The following is a 4,954-nucleotide window of genomic DNA, read 5'->3' on the forward strand; positions in this document are numbered from 1 at the left end:
AAACTTTAAGCTATGACGAAATAAATCGAATTGCCCAACTGGTCCATGCTGCTGGCAAAGAATTGACAGTAGCTGTAAATGCACTGATGCACCAATCGATGATGGATTCAATCAAGCCTTTTCTAGATTTTCTAAAGGAAATTCAGGCTGATTATATTACTGTCGGAGATGCGGGCGTTTTTTATGTCTTGAAACGAGATGGCTATCCATTCAAAACGATTTACGATGCCTCAACCATGGTCACTTCTAGCCGCCAGATCAATTTCTGGGGAAAACAAGCAGGAGCTTCTGAGGCTGTTTTGGCTCGTGAGATTCCATCTGCCGAATTATTCGTAATGGCTGAGAATCTTCAGATTCCAGCGGAAGTCTTGGTCTATGGTGCTAGCATTATCCACCATTCGAAACGACCTCTTCTTCAGAATTATTACAACTTCATCAAGACAGAGGACTCTGTAACCAAAGATCGCGACCTGTTCTTAGCAGAACCAGGAGATCCAAATTCTCATTATTCAGTCTACGAGGACAAACATGGAACCCATATCTTCTCAAATAATGACTTGGATATGATGACCAAATTGTCTGAGTTGGTAGAACACGGATTTGATCATTGGAAACTCGATGGTGTCTACTGTCCGGGGGAAAACTTTGTCAAGATTACAGAGTACTTTGTCAAGGCCCGTGATTTGATTCAAAAAGGAACATTTACACAGGATCAAGCCTATCTGTTTGATGAAGAAATCCGCAAATTGCATCCAGCCAATCGTGGTTTGGATACTGGTTTCTATGATTATGAACCAGATCGTGTAAAATAATAAAAAACTAGGGCTTCTTCGTTTGAGAGTTTTCCTTTTTCAGGGAACGAAGAGGCTATTCATTATATCGACAATCTTGTAAATTGGAGAAAACATGACAAATACAAAAAAACGTCCAGAGGTCTTGGTACCTGCTGGAACATTAGAAAAGTTAAAAGTTGCCGTTAATTATGGGGCAGACGCAGTGTTCGTTGGTGGACAAGCCTATGGTTTGCGTAGCCGTGCCGGAAACTTCACCATGGATGAGCTTCGTGAAGGAATTGAGTATGCTCATGCCCGTGGAGTGGATGTACACGTGGCTTCGAACATGGTGACCCATGAGGGAAATGAACAAGGGGCTGGTGAGTGGTTCCGTGAATTACGAGATATGGGACTTGACGCCGTGATCGTCTCAGACCCGGCCTTGATTGAGATCTGTGCAACCTATGCACCTGGCCTCAATATCCACTTGTCTACGCAAGCTTCTGCAACCAATGTGGAGACCTTCCATTTCTGGAAAGAATATGGCTTGACCCGTGTCGTCTTGGCCCGTGAGGTATCCATGGAAGAGTTGGCAGAGATCCGTAAGCGTACCGATCTTGAGATCGAAGCCTTCGTTCATGGAGCCATGTGTATTTCTTATTCCGGACGTTGTACCCTTTCTAACCACATGTCTGACCGGGATGCCAACCGTGGTGGCTGTTCTCAATCTTGTCGTTGGAAATACGATCTCTACGATATGCCATTTGGTCAAGAACGCAAGAGTATCAAAGGGCAAGTCCCAGAAGAATACTCTATGTCAGCCGTGGACATGTGTATGATCGAAAATATTCCAGACATGATTGATAATGGGGTTGATAGTTTGAAGATCGAAGGCCGGATGAAATCTGTCCATTATGTATCAACTGTTGCCAACTGTTACAAGGCAGCTTGTGATGCCTATATGGAAAATCCAGAAGCCTTTTATGCCATCAAGGATGATTTGATCAATGAATTGTGGAAGGTTGCTCAACGTGAATTAGCAACTGGATTCTACTACCAAACACCGACTGAAAATGAACAATTGTTTGGGGCACGTCGTAAGATTCCTCAATACAAATTTGTAGGAGAAGTGGTTGACTTTGATCCATCTACCATGACTGCGACGATTCGCCAACGGAATGTCATCAACGAAGGCGACCAAGTGGAATTCTACGGACCAGGCTTCCGTCATTTTGAATGCCAGATCCAAGACTTGCATGATAAGGATGGAGTGAAGATTGATCGCGCACCAAATCCGATGGAACTTCTTACAATCACCGTTCCACAAGAAGTCAAGCCAGGAGATATGATTCGTTCTTGCCAGGAAGGTTTAATCAATCTCTACTCAAAAGATGGGGCAAGTAAAACTGTTCGAGTATAACAAAAAAAGAGAGGGTTAAACCTCTCCTTTTTGTTGGGCGATGCGAATATTATTGGGGACCAAACTGATTTTCTGGATCTCAGAAATCCGAATAATCGTGGACATACTCTTTTTAAAATTTTTCACGATCAGTTGTCGGCGTTCTTGGTCATACTTGACAATGTCGCCTGTAAAACTCTTATTTGAAAAAATAACATGTACCCCTTGTTTTTTTCGCAATGCTTGTTGAATGATTTCAATAATTCTCTCATCTTCTAATGGGGCAGGGGTACTGACTTTTCCATTGAAAAATTCATTTGCTCGGTCTTTAACGATCTCGAGAAATTTTTTCATAGCTAAATTCTCCATAACTTGATACAATATATTATAGATAATTTCAACGATTTTGTAAATAATTTACGAATATTAGAGATGAGAAGTCAAGAAAGGAGTCGTGAAATGGCAGAATTTTCATTCCAAATCGAAGAACATTTGCTGGTCTTGTCAGAAAATGACAAGGGTTGGACCAAAGAATTGAACCGTGTGAGTTTTAACGGTGCTCCTGCTAAGTATGATATCCGGACCTGGAGTCCCGACCATACAAAGATGGGAAAAGGTATTACACTCACGAACGAAGAGTTCCAAGTCATGCTCAATGCATTTAAAAATTAAGAAAAGGGGTCCTTCAAGGACTTCTTTTTTTGCCATAGTCTAAGACTATATAGATATAAAAGATATTAGATTATCCCAATCCCTTGTTTATCAAGTGTTGGACTGCTATAATGGTTGCATTGATGAATTAATGTAAAACTTATAGGAAAGAGGAAATCATATTGACACATACACATGCACCTTATCGCGTAGACCATGTTGGTTCATTCCTTCGTCCAGCCGCTTTGGTTCAGGCTCGTGAAGATTTCGCAGCTGGAAAAATCAGTCAGGCTGACTTAACAAAAGTAGAAGATCAGGCGATTCGTGACCTCGTTGAAAAAGAAATTGCTGCTGGTCTGAAGTCAGTAACAGATGGAGAATTCCGCCGTGCTTATTGGCATTTGGATTTCTTCTGGGGATTTGGTGGCATTGATCACGTCCAAGCCGCTCAAGGCTATCAATTCCATGATGAAACAACCAAGGCGGACTCAGCACTTGTCGTTGGAAAAATCACAGGAGCCAATCATCCATTTGTAGAGCATTACAAGTTCTTGCGGGATCTTGTGGCAGATGTAGATGGTGTAGAGGCTAAATATACCATTCCAGCACCTGCGCAATTCTATTTTGAATTGATCCGTGATGCCGAACATGTAGAACAATTGAATACCATCTATCCTGATTTTGCGGCTGTTCGTGAAGACATCAAGCAAGCCTATCTTCAAGTGATTCAAGATTTGTATGACGCTGGACTTAGGACCCTTCAAGTGGATGACTGTACTTGGGGTGTCTTGGTAGACGATAATTTCTTGACAGCTTGGGGAGCAGCTCAAGGCAAGTCAAAAGATGAGGTTCGCCGAGAACTCGCTGATCTCTTCTTGACCTTTAACAACGATGTCTACCAACATGTTCCAGCTGGTTTGACCGTCAATACGCACGTTTGTCGTGGGAACTTCCATTCCACTTGGGCTTCATCAGGTGGTTATGCTCCGATTGCCAAAGAACTCCTTGGAGAAGAAGCCGTCAATGCTTACTTCCTAGAGTTTGATACTGATCGGGCTGGTGGTTTTGAACCACTTGCAGAAGTAACCCCTGGTAAAGGAGTGGTATTAGGCCTCTTGACATCTAAGAGTGGTCAATTGGAGAACAAGGACGAAGTGATTGCTCGTATTAAAGAAGCGAGTCAGTATGTTCCGTTGGAAAATCTTTACCTATCTACTCAGTGTGGCTTTGCTTCGACAGAAGAAGGAAACATTTTGACAGAAGAAGACCAATGGAAAAAAATCGGTTTGATTAAAGAAATTGTCGCTGAAGTTTGGGGCGAATAAGGAGGAAGAAACATGTCAGATTTACTAAGTATTTATAAAGAATTGCAAGCTAAAAAATGGGTGGACTTGAGTCACCAAATCAATGCGGAAAGTCCACACTTCCCAGCCCTTCCTGCCTTGCAACAAGAAGATCTTTTCACATTAAAAGATGGTTTCCATGTTCAAAAATTTACAGTGGTTGGTCAATACGGAACGCATATCGATGCACCGATTCACTTTGTAGAAGGTGGTCGTTGGTTGGATGAGATTGACCTCAAAGATCTCCTCTTGCCACTTTATGTTATCGACAAGTCTAAAGAAGTTGCTGCCAATCCAAACTTTATCTTGAGCAAACAAGATATCTTAGACTTTGAGGCAGAGCATGGGCAAATTGCTGAGGGTGCTTTTGTTGCCTTCCGTAGTGACTGGTCAAAACGTTGGCCAGATCAAGATGCTATGCGTAACCTGGATGAAAATGGGGTTCAACAAAGTCCAGGATGGAGCCGTGAAGCTCTGGAATTCTTGATTCATGAACGCCATGTCAAGGCTGTGGGTCATGAAACCTTCGATACCGATGCGGGTATTCCAGCAGCAGAGCATGGCTTGGTCAATGAATACTACCTTTTGGAGCAAAATATCTACCAAGTAGAAGTCTTGAACCAATTGGACCAAGTCCCAGCTGTAGGTGCCTTGATTTCGATTGCTTTCCCTCACTGGGACAAGGCAACTGGTTCACCTGTTCGTGCCATTGCCATCTTACCATAAACAAAGAAAAAGAGGCTGGGACAAAAGTCCTAGCCTCTCAATTGTTTTTGGATTGTAGAGCA

General features: G+C 42.5%; 6 protein-coding genes. 5 read left to right on the forward strand and 1 reads right to left on the reverse strand.

Annotated elements, in window-relative coordinates; genetic code table 11:
* Positions 1-812: peptidase U32 family protein (locus SPADD19_RS01845; RefSeq protein WP_061455056.1), on the forward strand; the 812-nt coding region annotated here is incomplete at its 5' end.
* A gap of 94 nt (positions 813-906) precedes the next feature.
* The gene (locus tag SPADD19_RS01850) at positions 907-2,193 is read left to right on the forward strand and encodes a peptidase U32 family protein (RefSeq protein ID WP_014713639.1); all 1,287 of its coding nucleotides are present in this window, start codon (positions 907-909) and stop codon (positions 2,191-2,193) included.
* Between the two features lie 15 nt (positions 2,194-2,208).
* On the opposite strand, the gene SPADD19_RS01855 is transcribed toward SPADD19_RS01850, so the two are convergent.
* Positions 2,209-2,541, reverse strand: coding sequence for a hypothetical protein (locus tag SPADD19_RS01855; protein WP_013903885.1), 333 nt, complete (start codon positions 2,539-2,541; stop codon positions 2,209-2,211).
* A 90-nt stretch (positions 2,542-2,631) separates the two neighbouring features.
* Here SPADD19_RS01855 and SPADD19_RS01860 point away from each other — a divergent pair, with 90 nt between their 5' ends.
* From SPADD19_RS01860 to SPADD19_RS01870, 3 genes are all read left to right on the forward strand, one after another.
* Positions 2,632-2,844: a YdbC family protein gene (locus SPADD19_RS01860; protein ID WP_041818320.1), complete on the forward strand. Its 213-nt coding sequence runs from the start codon at positions 2,632-2,634 to the stop codon at positions 2,842-2,844.
* Between the two features lie 161 nt (positions 2,845-3,005).
* Positions 3,006-4,148 (forward strand): 5-methyltetrahydropteroyltriglutamate--homocysteine S-methyltransferase, encoded by a 1,143-nt coding sequence (locus SPADD19_RS01865; protein WP_014713636.1) that lies wholly within the window; start codon positions 3,006-3,008, stop codon positions 4,146-4,148.
* Positions 4,149-4,160: 12 nt separating this feature from the next.
* Positions 4,161-4,892: a cyclase family protein gene (locus SPADD19_RS01870; protein ID WP_003015569.1), complete on the forward strand. Its 732-nt coding sequence runs from the start codon at positions 4,161-4,163 to the stop codon at positions 4,890-4,892.
* The last annotated feature ends 62 nt before the right edge of the window (positions 4,893-4,954 follow it).

Origin of the sequence: Streptococcus parasanguinis (assembly GCF_001578955.1) — a bacterium.
Taxonomy (GTDB): Bacteria; Bacillota; Bacilli; order Lactobacillales; family Streptococcaceae; genus Streptococcus; species Streptococcus parasanguinis_U.

Bases quoted from the DNA above. Each gene is read 5' to 3' on its own strand.
- SPADD19_RS01850 (WP_014713639.1), top strand. From the start codon at position 907: ATGACAAATACAAAAAAACGTCCAGAGGTCTTGGTACCTGCTGGAACA.
- SPADD19_RS01855 (WP_013903885.1), bottom strand. From the start codon at position 2,541: ATGGAGAATTTAGCTATGAAAAAATTTCTCGAGATCGTTAAAGACCGA.
- SPADD19_RS01860 (WP_041818320.1), top strand. From the start codon at position 2,632: ATGGCAGAATTTTCATTCCAAATCGAAGAACATTTGCTGGTCTTGTCA.
- SPADD19_RS01870 (WP_003015569.1), top strand. From the start codon at position 4,161: ATGTCAGATTTACTAAGTATTTATAAAGAATTGCAAGCTAAAAAATGG.